Source organism: Paenibacillus sp. P4_A9 (assembly GCF_056402415.1).
Genome location: NZ_JBFUHL010000013.1, coordinates 93,626 through 119,993, shown reverse-complemented (window position 1 = coordinate 119,993; position 26,368 = coordinate 93,626). Strand labels below are relative to the sequence as shown.

The 26,368-nt window shown below is 45.1% G+C and carries 30 protein-coding genes; 21 read left to right on the top strand and 9 right to left on the bottom strand.

Features of this window, described 5'->3' with window-relative positions; all coding sequences use genetic code 11:
• On the bottom strand, positions 1 to 171 hold a 171-nt coding region (locus AC1DVJ_RS12445), incomplete at its 3' end, for a transposase (protein WP_477591112.1).
• A 353-nt stretch (positions 172 to 524) separates the two neighbouring features.
• Between AC1DVJ_RS12445 and AC1DVJ_RS12440 the strand changes: the two genes are divergently transcribed.
• The 5 genes from AC1DVJ_RS12440 (at position 525) to AC1DVJ_RS12420 (ending at position 5,811) form a co-directional block, all read left to right on the top strand.
• Positions 525 to 1,424 (top strand): COX15/CtaA family protein, encoded by a 900-nt coding sequence (locus AC1DVJ_RS12440; protein WP_477591093.1) that lies wholly within the window; start codon positions 525 to 527, stop codon positions 1,422 to 1,424.
• A 101-nt stretch (positions 1,425 to 1,525) separates the two neighbouring features.
• Positions 1,526 to 3,289, top strand: a complete 1,764-nt coding sequence (locus tag AC1DVJ_RS12435; protein ID WP_477591091.1) for a UbiD family decarboxylase — start codon at positions 1,526 to 1,528, stop codon at positions 3,287 to 3,289.
• Positions 3,268 to 4,254, top strand: coding sequence for a DMT family transporter (locus AC1DVJ_RS12430; protein ID WP_477591090.1), 987 nt, complete (start codon positions 3,268 to 3,270; stop codon positions 4,252 to 4,254). The genes AC1DVJ_RS12435 and AC1DVJ_RS12430 overlap by 22 nt, the downstream gene beginning before the upstream one ends.
• Positions 4,255 to 4,293: 39 nt before the next feature.
• Positions 4,294 to 5,001, top strand: coding sequence for a Cthe_2314 family HEPN domain-containing protein (locus tag AC1DVJ_RS12425; RefSeq protein ID WP_477591088.1), 708 nt, complete (start codon positions 4,294 to 4,296; stop codon positions 4,999 to 5,001).
• 6 nt (positions 5,002 to 5,007) lie between these two features.
• The gene (locus tag AC1DVJ_RS12420) at positions 5,008 to 5,811 is read left to right on the top strand and encodes an SDR family oxidoreductase (RefSeq protein WP_477591087.1); all 804 of its coding nucleotides are present in this window, start codon (positions 5,008 to 5,010) and stop codon (positions 5,809 to 5,811) included.
• Positions 5,812 to 5,980: 169 nt separating this feature from the next.
• Here the strand turns inward: AC1DVJ_RS12420 and AC1DVJ_RS12415 are convergent, their stop codons facing one another.
• The gene (locus AC1DVJ_RS12415; protein WP_028558591.1) at positions 5,981 to 6,226 is read right to left on the bottom strand and encodes a NifU family protein; all 246 of its coding nucleotides are present in this window, start codon (positions 6,224 to 6,226) and stop codon (positions 5,981 to 5,983) included.
• Positions 6,227 to 6,322: 96 nt separating this feature from the next.
• On the opposite strand from AC1DVJ_RS12415, the gene AC1DVJ_RS12410 reads away from it, so the two are divergent.
• On the top strand, positions 6,323 to 6,577 hold the full coding sequence (locus tag AC1DVJ_RS12410; RefSeq protein ID WP_477591086.1) for a YuzB family protein: 255 nt from the start codon (positions 6,323 to 6,325) through the stop codon (positions 6,575 to 6,577).
• Positions 6,578 to 6,589: 12 nt separating this feature from the next.
• On the opposite strand, the gene AC1DVJ_RS12405 is transcribed toward AC1DVJ_RS12410, so the two are convergent.
• The gene (locus tag AC1DVJ_RS12405; protein WP_477591110.1) at positions 6,590 to 7,654 is read right to left on the bottom strand and encodes an NAD(P)/FAD-dependent oxidoreductase; all 1,065 of its coding nucleotides are present in this window, start codon (positions 7,652 to 7,654) and stop codon (positions 6,590 to 6,592) included.
• A 48-nt stretch (positions 7,655 to 7,702) separates the two neighbouring features.
• Positions 7,703 to 8,809 (bottom strand): aminofutalosine synthase MqnE, encoded by a 1,107-nt coding sequence (mqnE, locus tag AC1DVJ_RS12400; RefSeq protein ID WP_477591084.1) that lies wholly within the window; start codon positions 8,807 to 8,809, stop codon positions 7,703 to 7,705.
• Positions 8,810 to 9,147: 338 nt separating this feature from the next.
• On the opposite strand from mqnE, the gene AC1DVJ_RS12395 reads away from it, so the two are divergent.
• From AC1DVJ_RS12395 to AC1DVJ_RS12380, 4 genes are all read left to right on the top strand, one after another.
• Positions 9,148 to 9,330 carry an aspartyl-phosphate phosphatase Spo0E family protein gene (locus AC1DVJ_RS12395; RefSeq protein WP_477591082.1) on the top strand — a complete coding sequence of 61 codons (183 nt, stop codon included), beginning with the start codon at positions 9,148 to 9,150 and terminating at the stop codon, positions 9,328 to 9,330.
• A gap of 120 nt (positions 9,331 to 9,450) precedes the next feature.
• Positions 9,451 to 9,822, top strand: coding sequence for a HesB/IscA family protein (locus AC1DVJ_RS12390; protein WP_477591081.1), 372 nt, complete (start codon positions 9,451 to 9,453; stop codon positions 9,820 to 9,822).
• A gap of 287 nt (positions 9,823 to 10,109) precedes the next feature.
• Positions 10,110 to 11,264 (top strand): sulfite reductase subunit alpha, encoded by a 1,155-nt coding sequence (locus tag AC1DVJ_RS12385; RefSeq protein WP_477591079.1) that lies wholly within the window; start codon positions 10,110 to 10,112, stop codon positions 11,262 to 11,264.
• A gap of 138 nt (positions 11,265 to 11,402) precedes the next feature.
• A complete protein-coding gene (locus AC1DVJ_RS12380) occupies positions 11,403 to 11,687 on the top strand; it encodes a hypothetical protein (protein ID WP_477591078.1) in 285 nt (94 codons plus the stop codon).
• A gap of 289 nt (positions 11,688 to 11,976) precedes the next feature.
• On the opposite strand, the gene AC1DVJ_RS12375 is transcribed toward AC1DVJ_RS12380, so the two are convergent.
• On the bottom strand, positions 11,977 to 12,138 hold the full coding sequence (locus tag AC1DVJ_RS12375) for a mechanosensitive ion channel protein MscL (RefSeq protein ID WP_477591076.1): 162 nt from the start codon (positions 12,136 to 12,138) through the stop codon (positions 11,977 to 11,979).
• A 334-nt stretch (positions 12,139 to 12,472) separates the two neighbouring features.
• On the opposite strand from AC1DVJ_RS12375, the gene sda reads away from it, so the two are divergent.
• Positions 12,473 to 12,637: a sporulation histidine kinase inhibitor Sda gene (gene sda, locus AC1DVJ_RS12370; RefSeq protein ID WP_477591074.1), complete on the top strand. Its 165-nt coding sequence runs from the start codon at positions 12,473 to 12,475 to the stop codon at positions 12,635 to 12,637.
• A gap of 36 nt (positions 12,638 to 12,673) precedes the next feature.
• Positions 12,674 to 12,883: a hypothetical protein gene (locus AC1DVJ_RS12365; protein WP_477591073.1), complete on the top strand. Its 210-nt coding sequence runs from the start codon at positions 12,674 to 12,676 to the stop codon at positions 12,881 to 12,883.
• A 62-nt stretch (positions 12,884 to 12,945) separates the two neighbouring features.
• Here AC1DVJ_RS12365 and AC1DVJ_RS12360 read toward each other — a convergent pair whose 3' ends face one another.
• The gene (locus tag AC1DVJ_RS12360) at positions 12,946 to 13,947 is read right to left on the bottom strand and encodes an NAD(P)/FAD-dependent oxidoreductase (protein WP_477591071.1); all 1,002 of its coding nucleotides are present in this window, start codon (positions 13,945 to 13,947) and stop codon (positions 12,946 to 12,948) included.
• A 520-nt stretch (positions 13,948 to 14,467) separates the two neighbouring features.
• On the opposite strand from AC1DVJ_RS12360, the gene AC1DVJ_RS12355 reads away from it, so the two are divergent.
• A complete protein-coding gene (locus AC1DVJ_RS12355; RefSeq protein WP_477591069.1) occupies positions 14,468 to 15,658 on the top strand; it encodes an NAD(P)/FAD-dependent oxidoreductase in 1,191 nt (396 codons plus the stop codon).
• Between the two features lie 27 nt (positions 15,659 to 15,685).
• Positions 15,686 to 15,967 (top strand): hypothetical protein, encoded by a 282-nt coding sequence (locus tag AC1DVJ_RS12350; protein WP_477591067.1) that lies wholly within the window; start codon positions 15,686 to 15,688, stop codon positions 15,965 to 15,967.
• 109 nt (positions 15,968 to 16,076) lie between these two features.
• Here the strand turns inward: AC1DVJ_RS12350 and hemQ are convergent, their stop codons facing one another.
• Positions 16,077 to 16,823 carry a hydrogen peroxide-dependent heme synthase gene (gene hemQ / locus AC1DVJ_RS12345; protein ID WP_477591065.1) on the bottom strand — a complete coding sequence of 249 codons (747 nt, stop codon included), beginning with the start codon at positions 16,821 to 16,823 and terminating at the stop codon, positions 16,077 to 16,079.
• Positions 16,824 to 17,035: 212 nt separating this feature from the next.
• Here hemQ and AC1DVJ_RS12340 point away from each other — a divergent pair, with 212 nt between their 5' ends.
• From AC1DVJ_RS12340 to dnaI, 4 genes are all read left to right on the top strand, one after another.
• Positions 17,036 to 17,320 (top strand): YuiB family protein, encoded by a 285-nt coding sequence (locus AC1DVJ_RS12340; RefSeq protein ID WP_477591063.1) that lies wholly within the window; start codon positions 17,036 to 17,038, stop codon positions 17,318 to 17,320.
• 80 nt (positions 17,321 to 17,400) lie between these two features.
• Positions 17,401 to 18,303 (top strand): alpha/beta fold hydrolase, encoded by a 903-nt coding sequence (locus AC1DVJ_RS12335; RefSeq protein ID WP_477591062.1) that lies wholly within the window; start codon positions 17,401 to 17,403, stop codon positions 18,301 to 18,303.
• Between the two features lie 202 nt (positions 18,304 to 18,505).
• Positions 18,506 to 19,999: a replication initiation and membrane attachment family protein gene (locus AC1DVJ_RS12330; RefSeq protein ID WP_477591060.1), complete on the top strand. Its 1,494-nt coding sequence runs from the start codon at positions 18,506 to 18,508 to the stop codon at positions 19,997 to 19,999.
• A 34-nt stretch (positions 20,000 to 20,033) separates the two neighbouring features.
• Positions 20,034 to 20,987, top strand: a complete 954-nt coding sequence (dnaI, locus tag AC1DVJ_RS12325) for a primosomal protein DnaI (protein ID WP_477591108.1) — start codon at positions 20,034 to 20,036, stop codon at positions 20,985 to 20,987.
• A gap of 483 nt (positions 20,988 to 21,470) precedes the next feature.
• Here the strand turns inward: dnaI and AC1DVJ_RS12320 are convergent, their stop codons facing one another.
• Positions 21,471 to 21,611, bottom strand: a complete 141-nt coding sequence (locus AC1DVJ_RS12320; RefSeq protein WP_477591058.1) for a YqzM family protein — start codon at positions 21,609 to 21,611, stop codon at positions 21,471 to 21,473.
• A 212-nt stretch (positions 21,612 to 21,823) separates the two neighbouring features.
• On the opposite strand from AC1DVJ_RS12320, the gene AC1DVJ_RS12315 reads away from it, so the two are divergent.
• The 3 genes from AC1DVJ_RS12315 to uvrC all read left to right on the top strand — a co-directional run bounded on the left by AC1DVJ_RS12315 (position 21,824) and on the right by uvrC (position 24,701).
• Entirely contained in the window at positions 21,824 to 22,207 is a 384-nt protein-coding gene (locus tag AC1DVJ_RS12315) for a MerR family transcriptional regulator (protein WP_477591107.1), read from the top strand.
• A gap of 169 nt (positions 22,208 to 22,376) precedes the next feature.
• Entirely contained in the window at positions 22,377 to 22,691 is a 315-nt protein-coding gene (gene trxA, locus AC1DVJ_RS12310; RefSeq protein ID WP_477591056.1) for a thioredoxin, read from the top strand.
• Positions 22,692 to 22,802: 111 nt separating this feature from the next.
• Positions 22,803 to 24,701, top strand: coding sequence for an excinuclease ABC subunit UvrC (gene uvrC, locus AC1DVJ_RS12305; RefSeq protein ID WP_477591055.1), 1,899 nt, complete (start codon positions 22,803 to 22,805; stop codon positions 24,699 to 24,701).
• Here uvrC and AC1DVJ_RS12300 read toward each other — a convergent pair.
• A complete protein-coding gene (locus AC1DVJ_RS12300; protein WP_477591053.1) occupies positions 24,661 to 26,301 on the bottom strand; it encodes a CPBP family intramembrane glutamic endopeptidase in 1,641 nt (546 codons plus the stop codon). The genes uvrC and AC1DVJ_RS12300 overlap by 41 nt on opposite strands.
• Positions 26,302 to 26,368 lie beyond the last annotated feature (67 nt).

The window sequence follows — 26,368 nt, the reverse complement described above, 5'->3', positions numbered from 1 at the left end:
GTTAACAGGTTCATGATCAAACTCCCGGTATTTCCCCAACCAGTTTCGTAGGGTACCAGGATTGATGTTCAATTCATCCGCGATATGCTCTAAAGATTTAGTCTGCTCTTGCACATACTTTACAGCTTCACGTTTGAAAGTTTCATTATATCGTTGTCTTGAATCGCTCATGGACAGACACCTCTTAGTTATAGTTATGATTATTATTACTTCTACACTAAGAGACGTCCACTATTAATTCTAAGAGCAAATTTCGGACTAATGGGAGCCAGTGGAGCAATTCATGCCTATTTTCATATCCAAACTAATTTACCGAATAATTGCTTCCGCACTGCACACACTATAATGCTTTTTCCAAGTGTTGGAGAGGCCATTAGCATACGAGCGAACAGCCGATTCCATGTGGTTTCAGAGCTTTGTAACATTTGCGAATGGAAATGACTTCATATTAAAGCTATAATTGAAAGCGGAACAACAGTATTCGACATGATTCTCAATAGATATGACATAAAGTAGGTGCAATCATGCAAAAGTGGATCCAAAGATTCGCTAATTTATCCGCCATCGGCATGTTTCTTATTCTTGCAATGGGTGCCTTAGTAACCAAGGCTGACGCAGGTCGAGGCTGCGGAGATGAATGGCCATTGTGTAACGGTAAATTCATTCCGGCGCATACCATTTCTTCTTTTATCGAGTATAGTCATCGCTTAGTTGTAGGTATTGTAACGCTCATTCTTGTAGCAACATTTTACTTAGTTTTTCGCTATGTGAAACGTAGAGATGCTAAATTTTTTATCACAGCAACCGTGGTGATGACGCTGATTCAAGCAGTCATGGGCGCTTTGGCCGTTGTTTGGCCGCAATCCTCACTTGTCTTGGCACTTCATTTCGGATTATCCTTACTTGCTTTTGCATTTTCCTTGTTGCTTGCTCTCGTGTTCACACCTTGGGGACAATTTGTGCGGACAACGTCGATTCACTTGAGCTTTAAAGTGATCGTTTGGTTTACCGCTATTTACAGCTATGTGGTTGTTTATCTTGGAGCATTCGTTCGACATACCGTTTCTTCAGGCGGTTGCTCGGGCTGGCCGTTGTGCAATGGCGAAGTGATTCCAGAGCTCAGCGGTGCCACAGGGATTGTTTTTACCCATCGAATTGCTGCATTGCTGCTGTTTATCTGTATCTTATTCCTATATCTCCAAGCACGACGTCATTATCAGCCGACAGACAAGCTGTGGTTTGGAAGCAAATGGGCGCTAATTCTCGTTTCGCTTCAAGTCATTAGCGGTGCTGTGGTAACCTGGTCGTTAGGAAATGAAGTCGCCTATTTATTTACAGGTATGATTCATGCCATAATTGTGGCTTGTATGTTTGGATTCTTATGTTATTTGTGTGTGCTTACCCTATATGACCGCAAAGCCTAGCAGCTACTGTGGCACAAGAAGGCCTTCTGACGGAAGGCCATTTCCTTTTTCATCCTATCAAATGATGACTATATATTTTACAGGTAAAGGTGGAATTTCCTATGGTACCAACAAATTTAAGAGCATTTCTTGAGATTTTACGCCGCGAAAATGAATTGATCGAAATATCCGCTCCGGTGGATCCGAATCTCGAGCTTGCGGAAATACATCGTCGCGTCATCGACGAGCAGGGACCGGCTTTACTTTTCACCAATGTAAAAGGCAGCGCATTCCCTGTCGTGACGAACCTGTTCGGCACAACAAGAAGAGTTGATTTGGCTTTCGGTCCGAAGCCGGAGCAATTCATGAAAGCGGTTATTAACGCAACAAGCACGTTGTTGCCCCCTACACCCAAAGCGCTGTGGGGCGAGAGAGGTCTCATCCTCGATCTCATGAAAGTCGGGACGAAGAAAATTCAACCGAATCAAGCGCCGATTCTCGGCGGCTTGAAGCAGGACAACCCGCTCGCAGGACTGCCTGTCCTGACGAGCTGGCAAGAAGACGGTGGCCCGTTCGTCACGCTGCCGCTCGTATACACCGAGCATCCCGACGGAGGTCATCATAACCTGGGCATGTATCGCATGCAGGTGTATGATGACCTCACAACCGGCATGCACTGGCAAATACATAAAGGCGGCGGCTTCCACTATCACGAAGCCGAGAAGCGCAACCAAGCGCTGCCCGTCACCGTGTTCCTGGGCGGCCCGCCTGCGCTCATCGCCTCAGCGATTGCGCCGGTGCCCGAGCACCTGCCCGAGCTGATGCTCGCTTCGCTCATCCTCGGGCAGAAGCTGCCCATGGTGGAGAATCCCCATGGGGGGCACCGCCTCGTGGCCGAGGCGGAGTTCGCGATATGCGGCTCCGTGCCGCCGCATCTAAGACGCCCCGAAGGGCCGTTCGGCGACCACTTCGGGTATTACTCGCTCATCCATGATTTCCCCGTTTTCAACGTGAATCATGTGTGGCACCGCAAAGACGCGATCTATCCGGCGACGATCGTCGGCAAGCCACGCCAAGAGGATTACTTCCTTGGCGAATTCTTGCAAAGACTGCTGGAGCCTGCGTTCCCAATGGCGATGCCAGGGGTGAAAGACCTGTGGACGTATGCGGAGACCGGGTTCCACCCGCTCGCAGCCGCGGTCGTCCGCGAAAGCTATAGCCGTGAAGCGCTCGGTACGGCGTTCCGTATCCTCGGTGAGGGACAGCTGTCCCTCACGAAGTTCCTGATCGTAACGGACAAGCCAACAACCTTAGCGAATTTCTCGCAGTTGTTAGAAACCGTATTAGAACGCTTTGATCCAGCACGGGATCTGTTCATATTTAATAAAACGTCGCATGATACGCTGGATTATACCGGTGGTCAGCTCAACCACGGCTCCAAAGCCGTACTGCTCGGCACAGGCGACCCCGTACGCGAGCTACCGAGAGCATACACGGAAGGCGAACTGCCTGAGATCCATGATATCGCTGTGTACTGTGGCGGCTGTCTGCTTGTCTCTGGCGCATCCTATGCAGCTGAGCCAGAGCTGCCACAGCGTCTGCTTGCGAATGCTGCTGACCGATTGAAGCAGTGGCCTCTAGTTATACTTGTCGATGATGCCAGCGACATTGCGAATGACCAAACGAAATTCCTATGGACGGTGTTTACACGCTTTAACCCTGCAAGTGATATGTACGCGCAGTCTAGTGTGAATCGTCATCATATTGCCTATGAAGTTCCGATTGTGATCGACGCGCGTATGAAGCCAGGCTACCCAGATGAGCTGTTCCCTCGGGAAGATATTGTAGAACTCGTTGACCGCAGATGGAAGGAATACTTCGCGTGATGAGCTCGGGACGCCTACGAGCTATGTATCCGCATCTCGGATTTGTTCTTGTGTACCTGCTTTGGGGGATTAATTTAGCCTCCCTCAAAATAGGGGGCCGAGAATGGGATAGTCTCGTCTTTAATGGTCTACGCTTCGCGAGTATGATTCCGATCCTATGGGTTTATACTTACTTTTATTATCGTTCACGGGCGCTGCGCTTCCAGATTGCTGGTCGAGATTTGCTGCTCATCTGCGGGTTAGGGATACTGAATGCCGTGGGGATGGAAGCACTGCTGCAGTACGCGTTGCAGTTTTCCAACGCTGCGAATGGTGCGGTGCTCGGGCGGGGATTTATGCCAGTTATTACAGTGCTCATTGCTGTTATTGCCGGTCAGGTGAAGGTTACATGGCGAATCTTAATCGGGATTCCTCTTGCACTTGGCAGCGTGATCCTCATTGTCTCGGGGGGATCCGAAGGCTTTCATTTGGGCAGTGAGACATTTCGAGGCGATATCCTGCTGCTTATGCGCAGTTTCATGGGCGCCATTTATCTCATTGGGATGAATCGATTAGTCGTGAAATATCCGCTTCCAATCTTAATTTCTCTTGAAATGACAGCGGGTGCCCTATCCTTATTACCGTTCGTGCTATTGCGGGCGGATGGTGCGTACTTCGCAGCGATCTCGCAGACGGGTTGGATTAGTTTAATCTATACTTCCTTGTTGGCAACTGCAGTAGGTTTCTCCTTGCATAATTGGAGTTTGGCTAAGCTAGGGCCTTTCAAATCATCGGCCTATGGCTATTTGCTTCCAGTTACAGCTGCGCTAGGAGGTTTCGTTTTCCTCGGTGAATCCATCTCGCTGAGCCAGTATCTTGGCGGTATTGGCGTGTTGGCCGCGATGTATTTCGTCCAGCGTGATCGTACATCGGGGGCCAAGAGAGCACCCGTGCCAACGACCACGGCCAAAACTTTAACGCGGTAACAAGGTTATCAGATGAGGATTGAAAAGGGAGGTGATCTTATGCTTCGTGTGTTATTTAATGAGCCGAAACGGATCGACAGCGGACTCCTGCTGGAAGCAGGCAACGCAGTAAGAGCCTATATGAAACACATCGAGACCGAACAGAGTCACATCTCCACGAAGTATTCGATCTTCCATCGTCAAGCGATATGGAGTAAGGGGTTTATCGACGCACTAGATGAACTCGAGCAGAGTAAATATTGCTGTGAGCGATATTGTGAGCTTATTGTAAAAGGTTTTTTGGAGGAAATGAATCCCCAAGAGACCGAGGCTTATCAACGATTTGTGTATTTCTACAAAAATGCGTTCATTCGCTTATTTTCCATTTTAGATAAACTAGGGACCTTCATGAATGATCTCTTCGGGTTGAAAACGGAAACATTAAAATCACGATTTTCGTATTTCACTGTGCTCCGTTATATGCATGAGAAGCATATCCACGGCTCGTTAGAACTGCAGCTGTATACACTCAAAATGGAATATAAAGCGCCGCTAGATCGACTGCGCAATTTACGTAATATGGAAATTCATTATATTAATGCTGAGATGCTGGACGATCTTTTGCAGAAAGAACCAATGCTTGGAGAGCGCATTCATATTGAGAATGTGAAGCTCAATTTGTCCGATTTGCAGCAGGGATTTGACATGGTGTGCCGAACCTTAACAATAGCGTTTACTTATATTACGGCATATGTGACAAAGGGGTAGTGGACCATGCCATTAAGAGGTCGAACAGTGCTTGTTACAGGCAGTGCCAAGGGTTTAGGCAAAATGACGGCATTGACCCTAGCCAAAAAGGGCTGTCAGGTCGCTGTTAATTATGTGACAAGTGAGAAGGAAGCTTGCGAGCTCGTTCAGCAATTGACTGAAATGGGTGTTCGCAGCATCGCTGTACAAGGGGATGTAGCTAAACGCGAAGATATTATCCGCATGGTGGAAGAAACGGTCTCAAAGCTAGGGCCGATCGATATACTTGTGAACAATGCAGGGCCTTTTGTTCGTGAACGTCGCTTTTTCGCTGACTATAACATGGACGAAATTGACTATTTAGTGCGTGGGAATCTGCTAGGTGTGATGGAGCTGGATCATCTCGTGCTGCCGCAGATGAGAAAGAATCGATGGGGACGCATTATCCATTTCGGTTTCGGCAAAGCGGCTGAAGCGAGGGGATGGACGCATCGGGCTGCTTACGCGGCTGCCAAGGTAGGGTTGGTCTCTTTCACCAAAACGTTAGCCGAGGAAGAAGCCGCTCATGGTATTACGGTGAATATGATCTGTCCAGGTGATATTCGCGGGAAGAATAAAGAACGCACAATGGAAGAAGCGCGCTTAGAAGTGGATGGGGAAACGCCGGTGGGAAGACCGGGAACGGGGGAGGATGTGGCACGTGTCATCGATTTCCTCTGCTCACCAAATTCTGATTTTATCACAGGCAATATTATGGATATCTCAGGCGCATTGGATCCCATTCAGCCTCTGCCGGTTCTCAAACAACGTAAGACCGAAATAGAACCTTAGACAGCAAAAAGAGCTTACCTAGAGGTAAGCTCTTCCTTACCACATCAGAATTTAGAAGTTTCCGGAACTCGGAAGAACAAATTCTTATTGGCGATATAAACAACCTCTAAACGCGGTCGATCATCCTCGAAAGACTTCGATAAAAGTTTATCTCATGATATAGTCGTTACTAGAATACCTGTACGACTTCTGTAATACCCTCTACTTCTTCAACCAATGCACGCTCAATACCAGCTTTCAGTGTGATTGTTGAGCTTGGGCAGCTTCCGCATGCACCCATAAGTTTCAGCTTAACGATTCCGTCTTCCACATCAACTAGATCGACGTCACCGCCATCACGTTGTAGAAAAGGACGAAGTTTATCTAAAACCTCAAGAACTTCATCGTAAATCGCTTCTTTGGTTTTTTCTGTCATTTGATTCATCTCCTTTCATTAACTATTATAGTACAATACGCATTAAATGAAAATGGTTAAGGGCTTGAAACTATCAACATGGGGTGAAATTTTTACATGAGACCAATTATAGAATTTTGTGCCAGCAACATGCACACAGGAACTGATAAAGTGATGAAAGACCTCGAGCAAAATCCGGAATTCGATGTCATGGAATACGGCTGTCTGGGCAACTGCGGCCAGTGCTACATGGAGCCTTACGCTTTAGTAAACGGTGAAATCATTGCCGCAGAAAGTGCGGAGAGCCTCCATGCTCGCATTTTAGAAAAAATAAAAGAGATCGAAGCGATGTACGACTTACTTAGTGAATAACCTGCAGTCATCCTAACCGAAGTGGCGCTTGGACTTCCAAAGTACGCCGCTCTTGAGCATTCGAGCAATTTTACCCGTCATTAACGTACGTTTTCCCATAATTCCGAAGCCGCTCTTTTTACCAAGTGAACCGAGCGTGCCTCTCAGCTTGATTTTGCCAAGTCGAGGTGTATCGCCTTTCCAAATAGCCTGAATCGCTTCTGCAATTTGCTTACCTTGCGCTTGTGCGGCTTGAGCGCTTGGTGAGAAGGGTAATGAGGCACAGTCACCAACTACGAAAACTTCCTCGAAGTCTGGAATTTGATGGTATTCATTTAACAGTATACGTCCTTGGCGATCCTTGGGTACATTCAAAGCTTCCACAATAGGTGTTGGCTGAATACCGGCCGTCCAGATCGTCGCGTCTGTGCGAATAATCTCATCTTGATTGTACAAATCGCCGCCGTCTAATCGAACCAAGGTTACTTGTGTTCGCAGCTCGATATGATGCTCGATCATCCATTCACGCACGTACTGCTGTAGATTCGTTGGAAAAGCTGAAAGTAGACTTGGACCACGATCAATTAATCGGATATTCAGGTCAGGACGGCTTTCGCGCAGCTCTGAAGCCATCTCAACCCCGCTAAGTCCTCCGCCAATGATGGAAACTTGACCATAAGGGTTGATATTATTAATTTTCTGATAGGTCGCGCGCGTTTGTGCCAGTGTTTGGATACTGGATGAAAATTCTTGAGCCCCGACAATGCCATGATAACTATCCACACAACCAAGTCCAATGACTAGCCAGTCATAGGAAATGGGTTCTTTGTCGTGGAAATTGATTTGTTTCGCCTCGAGATCAACGCCAGCAACCTCGCCATACACAAGCTGAAGTCGCGAATCATCCGGATAGGTAACACGAATATGGGTTTCAGCGATAGTGCCAGAAGCGAGTGCATAATATTCGGTTTTCAGGCCTTGGAATGGACTGCGATCAATCATAATAAGTTCTGTGTCGTCTGGTAAATCTTTTTCCAGCAAATTTAAAGCTACGGTCAGACCGCCATAGCCTCCTCCGAGAATGACAAACTTTTTCATAGCCAACCAATATCCCTTCTTCTGAACGATGATCTGATCTAATCTCTATTATCTCTCATACACTTTGATTTCATTATAAAAGGTGTCGCGTTCAACCGCGACGCGGCCGGAACCTTGAATGAGCCATACAAGCTCATCGCGCGTAAGACCTTCAGGTGAAAGTGCGCCAGCGGCATGTGAAATTTTCTCTTTCACGATCGTACCGTGTGCATCGGAAGCACCGAAGGTAAAGGATAGCTGCGTAAGTTTGGTGCCGATATTGATAAAATAAGCTTTAATGTGCGGGAAATTATCCAGCATTAAGCGGCTAATTGCGATGGTTTTCAGCTCGTCCCAAGCAGGAACACGTCGTTTAAGACCAGCATTCTTACTTGCAGGCTGGACGGAATTCGGAATGAATACAAGGAAGCCGTCTGTTTCGTCTTGCAGCTCACGAAGCAAGATCATATGGCGAATCCGTTCTTCCTTCGTTTCAATCGAACCATAGAGCATAGTTGCATGTGTTTTCATCCCAAGGAGATGAGCTTGGCGATGAACATCCAACCATTCTTCCGTTGATGCTTTTTCAACCTTCATTTTGGCACGGTAACGCTCCGTTAGAATTTCTGCACCGCCACCAGGAAGGGTGGAAAGTCCAGCATCCATTAATGTTTTGAGCACATCACGGTAGCTTAAGCCGCTAATACGGGAGAAAAATTCGATTTCAGCAGCCGTATGAGCTTTAATCGTAACGTCCGGATAGGCTTGTTTCAATTGACGAATGCAATCGACATAATACTCGAACGGCAGATGAGGGTTATGCCCCTGACTGATATGGAATTCTTTAATTTCAGGGTTGAAATTTTCAGCAATATAATCTAACATCTGACTAGGCGTCAGCGTGTAAGAACCTTCTTCACCCTCGTCGCGGCGGAAATGACAAAAAGAGCAATGCTCTTCGCATACATTCGTGAAGTACAGACTCATATTTTGTACAAAATACACCTTGTTTCCATTCAATCGTGTATTCACTTTATTAGCTAATTGACCAATGGTTAAGAGGTCGTCAGATTCATATAAGAATAGTCCATCTTCCATGGTCAGACGTTCGCCGTTCTCAACTTTGTCAGTAATCTCAGCCATCCGTTTGAGCGGGTCTACTGTCGTAATACTCATGCTCCATGCCTCCTATGAAAATATAATTAACCGCATAATGAAACGACGCAGCCAGATTCTATAAGCAGTTGCGTTAGGTGGTGTGAGTTGCTCGCGTACCTGTCAACCAGTTCGGTTTAGGAATTCACACCTAGTTTATAACGATACAAGCTATCTATCCCTATTATTATAAACCTCCTAGTTAGGAGGGGCAACATCGGAACATTGAAGATAAATTGACAATCTTATGCGTGTGCAATATTTTTTCGATGAAATTGGCGAAATGTTATTCCCAATATTAGCAAATTCCTGTATACTATTGCAATGTGATTACGTAAGGGCTAAAGGTGATAATAATCGTGCTACCATTATTCGTGACCGAACCGCAGGAACGACTTCATATCAAAATTGAACAGCTTCGAGGCAAAATGGTTAGTTTGGGAACCTCCTATGGTTTCCAACATCCTGACGTGCAGAAATGCAGTCGAGATCTGGACCAGCTGCTATTGCAGTATTATGCCACAAGACGTCCTAAACAGTGAACAGCTGCCCTTGAGCATCGGTTGGATTAGGAGTATACTTATAGCAAGCACTTCGTATACCAATGCCAGTTTTCCTAAGTATATAAATATGTAGGGAAAAACCAAGGAGGGATTTCCATTATGATTAACATAAGTGAATCAGCAAGTGAGAAAATTAAAGAACTTTTGGCTTCTGAAGAATCACCAAAGCTATTCTTACGTCTTGGCGTGAAAGCTGGGGGCTGCAGCGGCTTTTCTTATGGAATGGGCTTTGATGATGATCAAAAGTCTGACGATAAAGAATTTACCATTCACGGCCTTAAGGTTGTAGTAGACGAGGAAAGCGCAAAGTATTTATACGGCGTCCAAATCGATTTCGAAGACAAAGGCATGGGTGGCGGTTTCACCATCAATAACCCGAATGCAGTAGCATCGTGTGGTTGTGGATCTTCCTTCAAACCAGCGGATTATGAGGGAACACCTGAGCCTTGTGATGATAAGGTCGAAGCTTAATAACGGATAACGAACCTTCCAAGCTTGTGTAGATGTTAATACACAGAATTGGGAGGTTTTTATTTTTTTGTTTTTGACGAAACTGGAAAAAGAGGCTGATTCAAAGCAGAATTTTGTTTTTTAAATGTCAATTGGGCTTGTGGGATGAACAATGGCCTCTAATTAAGACAAATTGTTTAATTTTTTCGAAATAATTAAAAATTCATAATATGGTTAATTAAAAAACATTTCTATGTTGAACGGCATGTGCTATTCTAAATAAAAAATAATTTCTGGAGTGAAGAGAAATGCAAGTTACTGATGTCGAAAAAGTACCGTCCTTGTTTTCCAGAACCAATCCGTTTCAAGCGAAAGTATTGAAAAACTTCAATTTAAACGGGGAAGGCTCCAGCAAAGAAACACGCCATATTGAACTTTCGCTCGAAGGCTCTGGCCTGGCCTATGTGCCTGGTGATTGCTTAGGCGTAGTTCCTGACAATGATCCTGAGTTGGTTGCTTCTATCCTTGAGGTTATGAAGTGGGATGCGGACACGGCGGTTGTCATTAATAAACAGAACGAAACGCTCCCGTTGAAAGAAGCGCTTTTGAAGCATTTTGAGCTTACTCTGTTGTCCAGGAAGATCGTTCAGCAAGCAGTTGAATTTTCCGAAAATGAAGCGTTGAAGCAGCTTGTGGCGGATGTGGAGCAGCTGAAGGCTTATACTGACGGACGCGATGTGCTTGACTTACTAAGTGAATTTGGACCTTGGAAAGCTTCTGTGCACGAAATTGTCGCTTTATTAAGAAAAATGCCGCCACGCTTATATTCCATTGCTAGCAGCTTTGCAGCCAATCCGGGGGAAGTTCACCTCACGATCGGTGCGGTTCGCTATATGGCGCATGGTCGCGAGCGCAAAGGCGTATGTTCCGTGATGTGCGCAGAGCGCCTGAACGAAGGTGATACCGTTCCGGTCTTTGTTCAAGTAAACAAACATTTTAACCTGCCGGAGTCCTCGGAGCGGGATATCATAATGGTAGGTCCTGGAACAGGTATTGCGCCATTCCGTTCCTTTATTCAAGAGCGTGCGGTGGGCAAAGCGACAGGCAAAGCATGGTTGTTCTTTGGCGACCAACGCTCTGCGACAGATTTCCTGTATCAGGAGGAGCTTGAGCAATATCAACAGGCTGGCGCACTGACCAAAATCGACGTAGCCTTCTCCCGCGATTCAGCGCAGAAAGTGTATGTGCAGAATAAAATGCAGGAGAATAGCCAGGAGCTATTCGCTTGGTTAGAGCGCGGAGCTTTCTTCTACGTGTGCGGCGATAAACAAAACATGGCGAAGGATGTTCACAACACCCTAATTGACATAATTGAAAAAGAAGGCAAGATGAGCCGCGAAGACGCTGAAGCGTATTTGAATGGCTTGCAAGAGCAAGGACGTTACCAACGCGACGTTTATTAATTGAAATTAGATGAGGGTGTCCCAAAAGTCATGAAAATGACTGAGGGGCACCCTCTTTCGTTTTTTGCAAAACAAATTACTATTTCACCATCTATCAACTAGCCGCGTCTCCATCTACCAATTTGTGGAATAAACTAGATGGCAATAAGAAAGGATTTCATCGATCTCGTAGCACCGATTGCAGTGAAGCTCCGCTTTGAGGGCTCACCCATGTTCCCGTCTGTCAGAATTGCACATGCTATACTCGAAACCGATGGTCAAATCAACGCGTGGAATAACTTGGTGGGGTATAAGGTTGGAAGTGGTGTGCAGACGCCGTACTGGCGGGGAGATCGTGTGTCAGCAAGCACATGGGAGTTTACTAAAGGGGAGAATGTGTCTAATATGGGTACGCAACTGACCCTGCCTATGCAAGTAAGTTGAATGCGATTATAGCAACAGAAGGGTTAACTTTCTTCGATGAGGAGGTCATACGGATGTTAGAAAAATTACAGGAACAAATCGCAGAATTAACGGTAGAGTTCATTCGCTAGAGGAGCAGGCAGCGTTGACGGATGGGCGAAGTCAGGCATAGATGCAGCAGTAAAGGCTGGACTGACCGACATACCGGAGAAAGGCAGCTACGATTTCTATCGATTATTGACTGTTTTACATCGGAAAAGGATTATTTAGCTGTGGAAGGAGAGAGGCCGCGGGTGAAATTACTCTTTTCCTAGTAAACCATTCGGCCTTTAATACGTACGTTTTCACCATACTTAGCTTGCATTAACTTCGTTTGCTCTTGCATAAAAGCATAAATTTCTTTCAAACGATTCTTACGCGGCTTAATTGTTTCTTTGATTTCTCCATTTACTACGATATCGTATACGATCATACTCGTTCATCTCCTTATGGATTGTCTTTCTAGTATCATTGTAAACGAGAATTATTAAGGGACGATTAAAATTTCTTTTCAATTTTGTGAAAAAGATGAAGGTTATGTTAACAGAACGTGAAAAATGCCTAAATTAGTGATCAATTTTTTTTATCGGCATTTGCCAAGTTTTGGATGTGCATAAGTTTATGCACATTATCCCCCTATATATTTCCTGCCCTGGTGGTACATATTAACAATTTACCCACAGGATATGCACAGTTATCTGTGGATAACGGAACGCTTGTTCTATTAAAAACCCCATGATACTATAAGTTTAAATTATAGAATATGGGTGATTTCAGTGAGACAAATTAGCGATGAGACGTTGATCGACTCTTATTACAAAGCACTAGATTTAAGATTAGAATCCGATTTTCTTGAACTTTTGCTCGCGGAAATTCAGAGACGTAAATTAAAGTTATCCGTGTTGGTTAAGGATGAAACACCACTCAATTAAAGTTCACTCAGCAGGTATTTGCAGGGTAAAGCTGGAATGACAGTCGGGGCAATTCAAGAGATGAAGGCATTGGTTTTGGTTTTTGTTGCTGCCATACTCGTTGGTCAAGGAAATGTCATTCATCTCGTAAGGCGAATAGGGACCGAGCAAGTCACTCAGCTTACCATGGTCACACATACGCTGCGAGCACATAGGACAGTTGGTTTGCAATTCTCGCAAGCCATTACAAACTGGACATATAGATGACAAAGGGGTATTCCTCCTAATCCGTAGATTAGGTATAGAATACCCCTTTTTGTTACCGAAAATTAAAATTTTAAGTTCGAACTGTGTCCTGGTGAAAGCTTGGCACTTGGATCGATGTAAACTTTAGCGTTATTAATCGCAGTAGGTGCTTCACCGAAGCCAACAGCAATCAATTTCAATTTGCCTGGGTAGGTCGTAATATCACCAGCTGCGAAGATACCTGGAATATTCGTTTCCATACGGGAATCAACAACGATTGACCCGTTTTCAATTTCTAGGCCCCACTCGGAAATCGGCCCAAGAGAGGAAACAAAACCGAAATTGATGATAACGGCGTCGACATCGTGGATGCTTTCTTCGCCTGATTTAATATTTTTGAGGGTGATTTGCTCGATACGGTCCGTACCGTGAAGCTTCGTAATTTCCGTAGGTGTTACAACATTAACCTTGGAGTTCATGAGGTTCTCAACACTGTGCTCATGCGCACGGAATTTATCTCTACGGTGGATCAAAGTTACTTTCTCAGCAATTGGCTCAAGCATCAATGCCCAGTCAACTGCAGAATCACCGCCGCCGCTAATCACAACTTTTTGTCCAGCAAAAGCATTCAAGTCACTTACGAAGTAATAAAGGTTTATCTTCTCGAATTGAGCAGCTTCCGGTAATTCAAGACGACGCGGCTCAAATGCCCCAACGCCAGCTGTAATAATGACGGCATGGCTCAAATGAACACCTTTGTCCGTCGTGATTTCGAAAAGACGTTCTTCTTTCTTCACAACCTGATGTACCTTCTCTTCCAAGCAAATGCCGATACGGAAGTGTTTCATCTGTGCAGACAAATTATTAACTAGCTCTTGTGCAGTTACTTTAGGGAAGCCAGCGACGTCATAAATATATTTTTCGGGATATAACGCTGCAAGTTGACCGCCTAGTTGAGGCATACTTTCAATAATTTTCACAGATGCTTGACGCATTCCCGCATAGAAGGAAGCGAACATGCCAGCGGGACCACCGCCGATTACAATAATGTCAACGATGTTTTGATTTATTTCTCCCACGTTCATAATAGAACCTCCGATTTGGCCCGGATATGTGTAAGTATTCTGAATAAATCGATAATTATTATCATTATAAACGTCTCATCTAATGAAGGAAACAGAAAATTTTAAATTTTTCTCCACATTTTAGAAGGCATAAGTTTTCGGTTTCCGAAAACATCTTCTAAATTTGGCGATAAATCATACCTTTGAACGCGGTCGCTCATCCTGAATAGCTTCGAGAGAGGATTTCTCATATAATTCGCTTATTGATATGATAAGTAAATGCTTACATTCGCTAGATGGGCTAAAAGGGCCGTATTGCCTGATTTTAAAGCAAAATAGCACTTGATATTTACTTATGAAAATTATATCATATCATGAGAATCGGTTTACACATGTTGTGACGAATTTCAGCCTGTTTCAACATAATTCACTGCGAATACGAGCAAACTAGTAGCAGTATAATACTTTTGAAGCTGTTTGTGTAATTTTTCACAAGATAGAGAGACCATGGACAAAATACGGATATGGAAGTGAGAGAGACATGAGTAGAATACCAAGAATCGTTATATTAGGAGCCGGTTACGGCGGAATTCTAGCTGCAATTCGTTTGCAGAAGGAATTGAACTACAACGAAGCTGATGTTACGCTTGTTAACAAGCATGATTATCACTACATTACAACACATCTTCACATGCCTGCTGCAGGGACGGATAATCCTGAAAATGCACGCGTGAACATTTTGAAACTGATTGATGAATTTAAAGTTGATTTCGTGAAATCGACAGTTACACAAATTCGTCCGCATGAGAAAAAAGTTATTTTGGAAGACGGAACACTTTCCTATGACTACCTTGTTATCGGACTTGGTGGCGAAGCGGAAACCTTCGGTATTCCTGGACTTAAAGAAAATGCTTTGAACATTCGCAGTATCAACAGCGTACGATTCATTCGTGAGCACATTGAATACCAATTCGCGAAGTACAAGCGTGAACCAGATCGTAAAGACTACCTAACTTTCGTTATCGGCGGAGCTGGATTTACGGGTATTGAGTTTATCGGTGAGCTTGCAGATCGTATCCCAATGCTTTGCAAAGAGTTCGACGTGGATCCTTCCCTTGTGAAGATTTATAATATTGAAGCAGCTCCAACAGCATTGCCAGGTTTCGATCCTGAGCTTGTTGAGTATGCGATGAAAGTTCTTACTGACAAAGGTATCACTTTCAAAATTGGTACAGCCATTAAAGAATGTACGCCTGAGGGTGTTCTTATTGCTGGCGATGAGTTTATTAAAGCAGCAACGGTTGTATGGACGGGCGGTATCCGCGGTAACCATATGTTAGACGAAGCTGGCTTCGAAACGATGCGCGGCAGAATTAAAGTGAATGAGCATCTTCACGCACCAGGCTTCGATAATATCTATGTTGTGGGTGACTGTTCCATCGTGATGAACGATGAAGGCAGACCATATCCGCCAACAGCACAAATTGCTATGCAGCAAGGTGAAGCTGTTGCACACAACTTGATCGCGTCGATCCGTGGATCGCAAATGAAAACCTTCAAATACTCGAACAAAGGTACAGTAGCTTCMCTTGGTAAAGGTCAAGCGATCGGTATCGTTGGTTCCCGTAAATTGAAAGGTAATGTAGCTGCTATGATGAAAAAAGTGGTTGATATGAGATACCTTTACATTATTGGCGGAATTCCGTTAGTTATACGTAAAGGACGTTTCTAGTCAAGGTTAGCTAACGGGGGGATTGCCATGCGACACTGCAGTGTCCAAGTAAGAGGACTTCTTACCCGGGATGAACTGGATCGTTACAATGCCTTGATCGAGGTAGGTCACTTCTTAGAGACTGAGAAACGTTACGATCATGTGGCTGTTGTTCAAAAGGAAATTGATATCCTCATTCTTCCTGCGATTGAACGTCTGAAGGAAAAAAGTCGTCAACGTGACCGTGATACTGAAGCGTATCTGGCGCGTAAAGCGCAGATGGAAGCTGAATTGGAAGCTGCTTTGCGAGACGACGAGGACGATGAATAAATGATCCAAGAAGCATTGCTCTGTATAAGGGCAATGCTTCTTTTTCTTTTTATCATGGGAAGAATAAAAAAAGAGCAAAGGACCGAGGTCCCTTGCTCTTAGGTAATCATTAGATTTGAATGAATGTCGCGAATTTCTCAGGAAGCATTACATTACCAACGTAGAAATCTCCGAACTCGCCAAAGCGTGCGCTGACTTCATCAAAGCGCATTTCGTACACGAGCTTTTTGAAATGAAGGGGATCATCTGAGAATAGGGTAACTCCCCACTCCCAATCATCCAAACCAACGGAGCCTGTAATGATTTGTTTCACTTTACCTGCATAAGTGCGACCGATCATACCATGACTGCGYATCATTGTTTTACGATCTTCGGCAGGAAGCATGTACCAGTTGTCGTTACCATCACGACGTTTGTTCATCGGATAGAAGCAGATATGCTTGGATTTAGGAAGAATAGGCTTCAAGCGAGCTTGGATCTCAGGATCTTGGGCCGGATCAACACCTGGCTTCGCAAGGTAACTGCTCAATTCTACGATTGAGACATAAGAATAAACGGGTATAGTAAAAGCAGCAAAGCTAGACTTGTTAAAAGCAGTTTCAAGCTCATTCAGCTCTTCCAGTGTTTCACGCATTTGCATGAAAACGAAATCAGCTTTTTGACCTACGATGCTATAAACTGCAGTGCTGCCTAGTTTATCGTTTTCAACTTGCTGCCACTGGGACAAGAAAGATTGCAGCTCGTCCGCTGCATGCTTACGTTCTTGCGGGGTTGCGGCATGCCATGCATTCCAATCCATCAGACGGAAATCATGGAGCGCATACCAGCCTTCCAGCGTTTGTACGGCTTCACTCATTGTTTTTCCTCCATTCAAGGGCTAATATCCCCTACATTGTATCCAATTCATGGAGAAAGGGCAAATGAACAAAGGGTGAAATTGCGCTGCAGTTTCTCGGAAATTGTTCAATTTGTGTACACTTTACCTGTACCTTTCTGTCGATTACAATAATAAGAGCTACAGGAGCCAATGAAATGAAGTGCTTCTTACATATTTAAGGGGGAACTATCTTGTTGCAAATGGTGATTGCCACTGTCTTAATGATGGTGTTATTCTTTKGGATCGGATTTATTCTAAACATGCTGATGAAAACGACATGGTTTCCGCTGTACGCGTTCATTGCCTTGGTGATTGGGATTATCATCTATGGTTACATGGGATCCTCATCTTTTCTATCCAGTGACGAGAGTTTTACTATTGTAGATGTTATTCCTGCAATCGGGGGTCTAATTGGCGCGATTTTGAGTGGCTCTGCGATCAAAGCACTGCGTACGCGCGGCTTCAAAATGTTCTAGTCGTCGTGTGATAAAGGTAAGCTAATCGGGTCACGCTAAGAGGGAGTTACTAAACTTCACTTTAGGAGGTGACACGACTCGTGCCTTGGGCGAATGTGAATGGAACAACACTGCACTATGAGTTAAATGGGCAAGAAATGGGCACGCCGATTGTGTTTATTCACCCTCCGTTGCTTACGCTAGAAGCATTCACGTATCAGAAAGAACAACTAGGGGACCGTTTCCGTGTTATTACCTTTGATATTAGGGGGCATGGCGCTAGTGCTTGCTCGGCGCGGACACTAAGTTATGAACTTATTACGGAAGACATGATAGGGCTTCTTGATCACTTAGGTATCAAGCAAGCCTTTCTGTGCGGTTATTCAACAGGAGGAACCGTTGCTTTGGAAGCACTGCTATCGCATCCCACCAGGTTTGTAGGGGGGATTATTGTAAGCGGAATGTCTGAACTGACAGATACCTACAATAGGTTCAGAGTTTGGTTTGCGGTTCGAATGGCGAATCCTAGTCGAATTATGAAACTTTTGATTAATGCAATTACGTATGGCAATGCCGATAAAACGACAACCTATCATAAGTTGAACGAACATGCTTTACATGACGCAGTAGGTAATGTGAAGTCCTATTTCGAACAATCACTCCGCTACTCCTGCACAAGCCGTCTTCCGATGATTCAACAACCCGTGTTATTGATCTATGGTCAAAAAGATACTGGATTCCATCCATACGCCCAAATACTTCACAAGGGGCTGCCTCAAAGCTCTCTTTTTTTCATCAAAAATGCTAAGCATCCTGTACCGATTCAAAACGCAACGCGTATGAATGATCTTATTGATCTATGGATGCAAAGCCTAGAAGAGAAGGAGCAGAGCGAACGTTGGGAGCTTGATCTGATCATCGCACAGAAGTTGTATCCGCAGCTGTATGGACATGTAGGAGAACATACTGCTGATCCCGAAAACACGTTGCAGACGTATAAATAATTGAGCCCAAGCTAAGATTCCATTGCTAGTGAGAAATTGCGATGGAATCTTTTTCTTGCCCGAAAGGTAAATTTATCTTTCTCTTGTAGATACCAAGATTGTCGATTTTTGTGGTAGACTAATAGGGAGAGACTGAGGCAGTAAGTAGCTAGATTTGTAGTTACGACTCAGTCGAGCTGAGGCAGGATGGTGCTGTAACGGAATGAGAATGACGAATATGCTGCATTTCACCGAGAATCACAGGTTTTGTGTGAACCGTGAGTTTTCTTTGAGCAGTTTAGATTATAAAATGTTAGCAATGATGTATCAGCCAATGATAGGCGGCTTGGCGATTAGTTTCTATCAGGCACTCTATCAGCAGATGAGTGCTGAGAAGGTAGGCTATTCGCCGATGGAGCAGCAACGAAAATTGTTTCTGTTGCTTGAGCTTGATCAGAATGAGCGCGGTCGGAAGTATATTATTGAACAATCCTCGAAGCTAGAAGCGATCGGTCTCCTTCAGACGACACGCAAGTTTATTCCAGAGGAAGAGGATTATGTTTTCGTCTATACGCTGTTCGCGCCGTTAGGACCGAATGAGTTTTTCCGTAACCAGCACTTAACATTGTTACTCCGTGACAAGGTCGGCAAATTTATGCTTCTGTCGCTACGTGAAGATCTTCTCTCACCTGAACCTGAGGAGTGCCGTGAGGCGACCGAGGAGAACTTATCTGTACCTTTCTATGAGCTATTCCGTCTGAATACACAGGTCGTGGATTATGAGTTGGAACAAGCACTCTATGAGGCGTCTGCAAGCAAGCAAGGGGACGCTCGAATGGATGTGACAACCAAGGGCTTCAAGTATGCGGATATTATTATGAGGTTCCCGCGTGGAGCTAGTAATCGTGTGTTTGTCGAARCGCTGAAGCACAAACCAGAGCATATGGTAGCCATTAATATTGTGGCGAAGAAATACAATCTTTCCCTGCAAGAGACATGTCGCTTGCTGGATGAGGATGGCGTGTTCACGGAAGAGGGTGAGCTTGTCATGGATCTCATGCAATATAATGCAAATCTGTTCTACAGACAGAGCAAGAAACGGGATGAAGAGCGGGAGCGGACGACAACGAAAACTGAGGATAGCGTTGATCCGTCGGAAGAGCAGTCCGTTGAGATGGCTTATTACTTAGAAGTTCCTCAGCAGCTGCGCGGCGAATGCACAGATCATCAGTACAACTACATCATGCGAAATGAGCCATATACGGCCGTGTTGAAAATGTTTTTCACACAGGGTTCAATACCTGATGGCGTACTTAATATTTTTGAGAAAATCGATTTGAACTATAAATTAAAAGAAGAAGTTATCAATGTTCTGATTCACTTCCTGCACATTGATCGTCGCTCATGGGCCAAATCCTCGATTGAGGCTGTAGCTTCTGATATGCTAGGCAAGCAAATTAATACGTATGAGCAAGCTGTTGAATATGTTCGTGAGAAAATCAATTATAAACAGAAGGCTGCTTCTAAAGTGGAATCTGCGAAGGCGGGTGGCGGCTCTGCTACGCGTGGACGTCAGGGTAAGACACAGAAGCCTCATATCCCTATTGTATTGCCAGATACGGGAACAACGGCGTCTACAAGGCTGTCTGCAGAGGAGCTAGAGGCTGCAAGACGTATGGCACAGAAGCTAGATGAGCGATTTAATCGCAAGAGCTAGAATGATGTGACTGTTAGGAGGTGCCGAACGGATGATGGAATCATTATCTCATCTACTTAAATCATTACCGGATTCAGAATGGAAAAGAAAAGCAGAAGTGAAGATCCAAGGGGTTCTCGCGGACCCTTTGATTGCTAAGTTTCGCCAGAAATATTCTTTTGTCGATGATTATGCGATTAAAATAAATATGAACAAGCTGTACCAGCATGTTTCTGAATTTAAAAATTGCTCCAATTGCCCAGGGTTGGACAAATGTCCTAACGATATGACGGGGCATTACACGATAATTTCGGCCGAATCCGTGGAAGGTCAAGCTGCTTTTATCCATGAGGAGAAGGTTTCCTGTAAAAAGTTTATTGCCAAAGGTCAACAAGATGCGATAAGCAGCCGTATTCGCACGTTTCATGTGGATCCGCGTATGATTTCGAGAAGCTTCTCTTTTGGTGATATTTTGGAAACGGATTTGGATCGGGCAAAAGCCGTTATGCAGATCAATGACTACGTGAATTTAACTATTGAGGAAGGCCTTCAGCCTCGTGGCCTGTACTTATCTGGATCGTTCGGTACGGGAAAGACGTTCTTGATGGGCTACATGCTGCATCAGCTTGCCAAGGTAGGGATGACGGGTGCTATCGTCTATATGCCAGACTTTGCCGAGGACTTGAAGAGCATGTTCCAAGAGCCGTATAAGTTGAAAGAGACGATAGACCTTCTAAAAGAAACAGACTTACTCGTTTTCGATGATATCGGGGCAGAGAACTTGAATCCTTGGCTCCGAGATCATGTCATCGGTGCAATCGTCAATCACCGGATGAATCGGAAACCAACCTTCTACACCTCCAATTATGTGCTGTCGGGTTTGGAGAAGCATTTCAGCTTCACGAACAAAGACGGTGACGAGGAGTATAAAGGACAACGGATTATGGACCGTATACGTCCATTCGTTGATGTGGTAGAGGTAACGGGAACGAACAAACGCGGGCGATAAGAAGTAATGAAAAACCTAGCCAGAAATGGCTAGGTTTTGTGTATAAGCCCCAGTTTCCCGACCCCAGCAAGAGTATGCGGCAAGGAGTTAGTCGAAATAGTCGACTAACTCGAGTGGAAAAGGCCTGTGCGGCAGTGAGTTAGTCGAAATAATCGACTAACTCGAGTGAAAAAGGCCAGTGCGGCAGTGAGTTAGTCGAAATAGTCGACTAACTCGAGTGGAAAAGGCCTGTGCGGCAGTGAGTTAGTCGAAATAATCGACTAACTCGAGTGGAAGAGGCCAGTGCGGCAGTGAGTTAGTCGAAATAATCGACTAACTCGAGTGGAAAAGGCCAGTGCGGCAGGGAGTTAGTCGAAATAGTCGACTAACTCGAGTAGAAGGGGCCAGTGCGGCAGAGTTAGTCGAATGTACCTGGTGCTTTGTTTGATATGCAAAAAAGCCACTTCGCATTTGCATGCAAAGCGGCTTTCTTTTTAGTTAACCTTATTTCATCACTTGGATGACGGTAGCAATGACTGCAATGACGAACAATACGCCAAAGAATGCGCCAAAGCCTATGCCTACGTCCATGAAATCATTACGCGGTTCTTCGTACACGTGATGCTCAGGGTGTTGATTGCTCATTTGGTTACCCCCTAACGTCCGACATTCATATTTGTAAGCCTAGTATACCCAAATTCGTCGAAAGTTGTAAAGCTAATCAAAAGTGACAATTATGCAAACAAACACAAATGAGATCAAATTGGGTAAAATAGCTCTTGACTCTGACATTAGTGTCATGGTTTATATTATAGACATCCCTCCATGCATGAAGGATCAGGAAAGAAGTGAAGTCCATGCGGATTAGTGAGCTATCCAAGCTTACCGGAGCCAGTATTCGTTCCTTGCGCTACTACGAAGCCAAAGGGCTGATCGCAACTCAGCGTGAAGAGAATGGCTATCGTGTCTACAATCAAATGGTTGTTGAGCGTGTGAAGACGATTCAATTTTATTTGAGCCTCGGCTTTACGACCGAACAGATTGAGAGTTTTCTCAACTGTGTGATGAAGAATCAGGAGTCACAATGCGATGATCTACTCCCGCTATACAGCGAGAAGCTTCTAGAAATTGAGAAGCAAATGGAGATGCTACAGCTCCTTCAAGCCAACTTGAAGGATCGAATCTTCTATATTGAAGAGCAGCGACGCCAAGGCTTGCCAGTGGAATTACCTTCGAAGTAGACCAAAGGATGCCCTTTTTACTAACTAATGGCTTGGTTGAAAAGGTACCTGACTGTGGTATACTTTGTGTGTTGACTTTGTCACCCGTGATGCAAAGCAAGTTAAGTTAACAGCTTAATCTTACTTTTCACCTTATAAATTGAATTCATTCTAAGAAGGAGGAACTATCATGGCAATCGTGAATGTTTCTGACAACAGTTTTAAAGAAGAAGTTGAAGGAGAAGGTACAGTACTTGTAGACTTCTGGGCACCTTGGTGCGGACCTTGTAAAATGATCGCTCCTGTATTGGAAGAGCTGGATAAAGAAGTTGAATCTTTGAAAATCGCTAAAGTAAACGTAGATGACAATCCAGAATCTGCTGCTCGCTTTGGCGTAATGAGTATCCCAACATTAATCGTCTTCAAAGACGGACAGCCGGTTGATAAAGTGGTTGGCTTCCAATCCAAAGACGCGTTGAAAAACGTTGTTTCCCGTCATCAATAAGTCATAATCGTTACAAACTAGAAACAATTGTTCGTGAGAAAAAGCTCTTTTTCTGCTATGCTGAGAAAGAGCTTTTTTTGTGCTGATTTTTCTGAAAGGAGATGAGAGTAAATGACTGACTTCGAGCAAGAGGACGCAGACGTCCGCGAAGAGAGCCTGGAAACGATCAGGCATAAGCTATCTTTACTGCCGGATAAGCCGGGTTGCTATATCATGAAGAACCATCAAAGGACCATTATTTATGTGGGTAAAGCTAAGGTTTTGAAAAATCGTGTACGCTCCTATTTCACAGGGAGTCACAGTGCAAAAACGCAAAAACTAGTCAGCGAAATTCGCGACTTTGAATATATCATTACTTCGTCCAATATGGAGGCACTCATCCTCGAGTGTAATCTGATTAAGCAGCATCATCCTCGCTATAACGTGCTGCTGAAGGATGATAAGACGTTCCCGTACATTAAGATCACACACGAAGAACAGCCGCGTCTGGAAGTCACGCGGCGCGTGTACAAGGATAAGGGGAAGTACTTCGGCCCTTATCCGAATGCTTTTGCAGCGCAGCAGACGAAGAAGCTGCTGGACCGGTTGTATCCGCTGCGCAAGTGCAAGACCATGCCCGATAAAGTATGCCTATACTATCATATGGGTCAGTGTCTTGCGCCTTGCGCACTGGAGGTATCCGCTGAGACGAACGAGCGGATGGTGCAAGAGATCAGTCGTTTCCTGAACGGGGGACACGACGTCATTAAAGAAGAGCTGACGACCAAGATGTTGGCGGCAGCAGAAGAACTGAACTTCGAGCGCGCGAAGGAACTGCGCGATCATATCATGAGCATCGACGCACTCATGGAGAAGCAGAAGATCACGACGGCCGATGCGCTTGACCGCGACGTGTTCGGCTACGCCGTCGACAAAGGCTGGATGGCGGTGCACATTCAGTATATGCGCCTGGGCAAGCTCATTGAGCGGCACGTCTCACTCTTCCCTTACTACGGTGATGAGTACAACGATTTCATGACGTATGTCACGCAGGTATACAGCGATAATCCAGCATTGCCGAAGGAGATTTTCTTGCCAACGATGCCAGAACCGGAAGCGCAGCAAGAAGCTTCGGATGATGTGGTAAGACGTTCAGAGGGAGACGAGAAGGAGATTCGCGAAGCCTTGGAAGGTTGGCTTAAGGTCAAAGTCCACATGCCGCAGCGTGGGTTGAAGAAGCAAATGGTCGATATGGCCAGAGACAATGCAGTGAACGCATTGGATGAGAAATTCAAATTAGTTGAACGCGACGAGCGTCGTACAACGAAGGCTGTTGAGAATCTTGGCGAGTGGCTTGGCATTGGCACTATACGCCGTATAGAGGCGTTCGATAACTCGAACATTCAAGGGACGAATCCGGTATCGGCCATGGTTGTTTTCGTGGATGGTAAGCCTGATCGGAAGGAATACCGTAAATATAAGGTGAAAACGGTCGTAGGGCCAGATGATTATGAAACGATGCGAGAAGTGATTCGGCGTCGGTACGAACGCGTATTGAAGGACAATCTTACGATGCCTGATTTGATCGTTGTCGATGGAGGAAAAGGGCAAATTTCTGCCGCGATCGACGTTCTTGAGAATGAATTGGGCTTATATATTCCAATTTGCGGGCTTGTGAAGGATGCGAAGCACAAAACAGCCCAGCTGATGATCGGGGATCCTGCCGAAATTGTTCCGTTACCGCGGGACAGTCAGGAGTTCTACTTGCTGCAGCGGATTCAAGACGAAGTCCATCGCTTCGCAATCACATTTCACCGGGAAACGCGGGCGAAATCGATGGTCGTTTCGCAGCTCGACGCCATTCCAGGCGTCGGTGAGAAGCGCCGCAAAGCGTTGCTGAAGCATTTTGGCTCCGTGCGCAAAATAAAAGAGGCTGAAGTCACGGACTTCAAGCCTCTGGGTATCGGTGAGAAATTAGCGAACGAAATTATCAAAGCACTTCAAGGCGAGGCGGCGGCTCCCCAAGAATAGGGGGCTTTCGCCTTTTTCCATGCAGCCAAGCTAATCCAAGACCGACTAGTCCAGGTAGTAGTAGGTACACTATGCCTGCGAGGATATCGCCAACATGCCCCAAGTAGAAGAGAGAAAGTCCCATCAATATGCTATCCATACATGCGTGGGCAAATATGGCTGTAATGAACCCGTATTTCAGGAATACATAACCAAGAATGATACCGATGATGGTGACCTCGATGAGTCTCGTATACACAGGATAGATCGGATATTGGGTATGGCTAGCTGCCCAGATCACGCTTGGTAATAGGATGGCAATGAAGTTGTTGCGGAACAGCTTTTTGAAAAGGATGATTCCGAGCAGTCGGAAGGTTGCCTCCTCTGAAATGGCCGCAACCCATGCCATGAGCGGGAATAATCGTGGCTCAAGCATGTTGAGTACCGAATCCGTAGGATCATTAACGGACCATACATCAAACTTCACTTCGCCTGCGTAAAATAACACCTGCTGAATGCCAAGGATGAAGAGTGCGAGTAAATAACCGCGTCCCATTCCGTGGTAAACCTCTTGGCCGAACATGCCGTCTTTCCAAGATGGCCATTTTCTCTGACCGATGGCGTTCCAAAGCCCAACACCTGCGACCAATGAAAGGTAGAGCGAGATGCCTAGAAGAACAGTAATGACGCTCATGAAGATAATCGTAAACCATATGGCGAAATCACTATTCATATCACCGCCCATAGCCCGGAATGCCGGATACATATTTACATTATTCATGAAATAAATGACTAAGAAGATTGTGGTTAAAAGCAGGCCTCTGCTGAATTTCATATGTTTCCTATATATGATGGCAAAAACAATCGCAGCAAGCGTCATCAGGAGTGTGAAGCCCATGGAAATCCAAGTCATGAGAGATGCGGAGTCATCTTGTTCCGCTAGCCAATCCAGGTGAGACTCAGGGAGCTGAAAGCTGACAAGAAAACCGGTAAGATTCGTTTGATCGAAATTCACGCGAACGTGAAGCTTAGCTTCACCGATCGGATTCGTGCGTTTTTCATAATGCAGCGTTGATTGTTCTTCGGTAGCATCATCGCTTGTCGCGTCCACCTGGATGAAGTCCTCTGGATCAAAGCCCATTTGACGAATCTCCAGCTTCGCTAACGTATCTGCTTTCGTCGTACTAATCGGCGACGACTGTCCCCTGTTCGTAATTTCTAGATTTTCATGCCAGCCAATGATGTTTGAATTTGTGTAGTTCACATCGACTTCAAACTGTCGTTTTGTTATGGAATCCTTCACACTGACTTGATAATAGTCGATGGGGAACCGTTCCCCATATTGCTTCGTATAAGCTTCTAGTAAATGTTCTTTTTGTAAGTAGCCATTTCGTTCTTTTTTAGATTGATAGACAACATAAGTTTCCGGATTGTGCAGCTCATAGCGCTGAAGAATAAAGGCTGCCGCACTTTCTGCAGCTTGCTGCTTAGTAATCGTAGGAATGTCCGCTGTTGGCGGTTCCTCGTCACGCAGTCCATATAACATCGCAATGCTGATATAAAGGAGTAGGCCGATACAAGCCAAGAGAAGCAGCAAACGATTAAATTTCAGCCTTAGCATAGTCAATTCCCTTCTGGATTCACAATTCTCAATTATTTCTTTACGTTATCATGAAATACTCCCGCCA